Annotated in this window: 1 protein-coding gene and 1 pseudogene; one reads left to right on the forward strand and one right to left on the reverse strand. The window is 73.6% G+C overall.

The annotated features are described in order from the left end of the window. Positions 1-181 (reverse strand): annotated as a pseudogene (locus H5J29_RS32475) (amidohydrolase); the annotation flags it as partial. A 424-nt stretch (positions 182-605) separates the two neighbouring features. Here H5J29_RS32475 and H5J29_RS32480 point away from each other — a divergent pair. Then, on the forward strand, positions 606-1465 hold an 860-nt coding region (locus H5J29_RS32480), incomplete at its 3' end, for a serine/threonine-protein kinase (RefSeq protein WP_181784725.1).

The raw sequence follows: 1465 nt of genomic DNA on the forward strand, positions 1-1465 counted from the left end.
GATGCTCGTCGCGGCCGAGCTCGGGTACGGAGTGCAGCGACCTGCGCGCGGCGACCACGTCTCCGCGGTGCTCCGCGAGCCACTGGTCGAGCCAGGCCGGGCCGGTGCCCGCGCCGAGATCGGCGACCACGTGGTCGTCCCCACCGGCGGCGAGCTCGGGGTGCGCCTCGAGAAGGGTCACCGGGCACCGCCCGGGACCGCCCCCAGAGGGCTCTTCGCTCTGTCCTGCATTTCTCCATGGTGCTCACCCGGACAGCGGTGTACCAACCCGAAACCGAAGGTTCACCGGGTATCCGCGCCGAGGGGTCGGTGATCTGCTGCGGGCGGTGAGCAGTCCTGTGACGAACGGTCGTCGCCGGACGCGGCGAACGGGCCCACCTGCCGTTCGGCGTTCCGCAGGGGACTGCACAGCGTTGTCACCCGGTCACGTGACGTAGACGTTTGCGCTGGTCAATGCCCCGGACGGGGAGACGGAAGACGGACCCCGTCGCACCCCCGTCACCCCGCACCGGGAGAATGGCGTCGTGTCCACGCAGGAAGACGAGCAGCCGGGCCGCGTCGTCGGCGACCGGTACCGCCTCTCCGGACAGCTCGGCAGCGGCGCGATGGGCACGGTCTGGTCCGGTTACGACGAGGTCCTCCGCCGCCGCGTCGCCGTCAAGGAGCTGAAGGTCCCCCGGGGCGTGCCGGAGCGCGAGGCGCTCGGCATGCGGGAGCGCATGCTCCGCGAGGCCCGCGCGCTCGGCGGCCTGTCCCACCCGAACGTCATCACGGTGTTCGACGTCGTGGACGCCGAGGGCGAGCCACTCGTCGTCCTCGAGCTGGTCCCCTCCCGGAACCTCGCGACGATCATCCAGGACAACGGCAGGCTCTCCGGCAGCCAGGCCGCCGTGATCGGCTACGCCACCGCCGCGGCGCTGCGGGCCGCGCACCGGGCGGGGATCACGCACCGGGACGTGAAGCCGGGGAACGTGCTCGTCGCGCACGACGGGCGGATCAAGCTCACGGACTTCGGCATCGCGCGCAACTCCTCGGACGCCCCGATGACCACCGCCGGGCTCGTCCTCGGCTCCCCCGCCTACATCGCCCCCGAGGTCGCGATGGGCGGCGCGGTCACGCCCGCCGCAGACCTGTGGGGCCTCGGCGCCACGCTGTTCGCCGCGATCGAGGGCCGCCCGCCCTACGACGTCAAGGGCGACCCGGTCTCCACCATCACCGAGGTGGTCGACGGCGACGTCCCCCGTCCCCGGGACGCGGGCCCCGTCGCCGAGGTGATCGCGGCGCTGATGGTCAAGGAGCCCGACCAGCGGATGCCGCTGGAGGAGGTCCGGCGCAGGCTGCGCCCCCTGCTCGACGACCCGGACGACCCCCTCTACCCCGGCTCGCCGGACGCGCCCACCACCTACTCCCTGGTCACACCCCGTCCCGAGGCCGTGCCCGAGCCGCGGGTGGCGGCGTCGGGCCC

Source organism: Pseudonocardia pini, assembly GCF_013870575.1.
GTDB classification, from domain to species: Bacteria; Actinomycetota; Actinomycetes; order Mycobacteriales; family Pseudonocardiaceae; genus Pseudonocardia; species Pseudonocardia pini.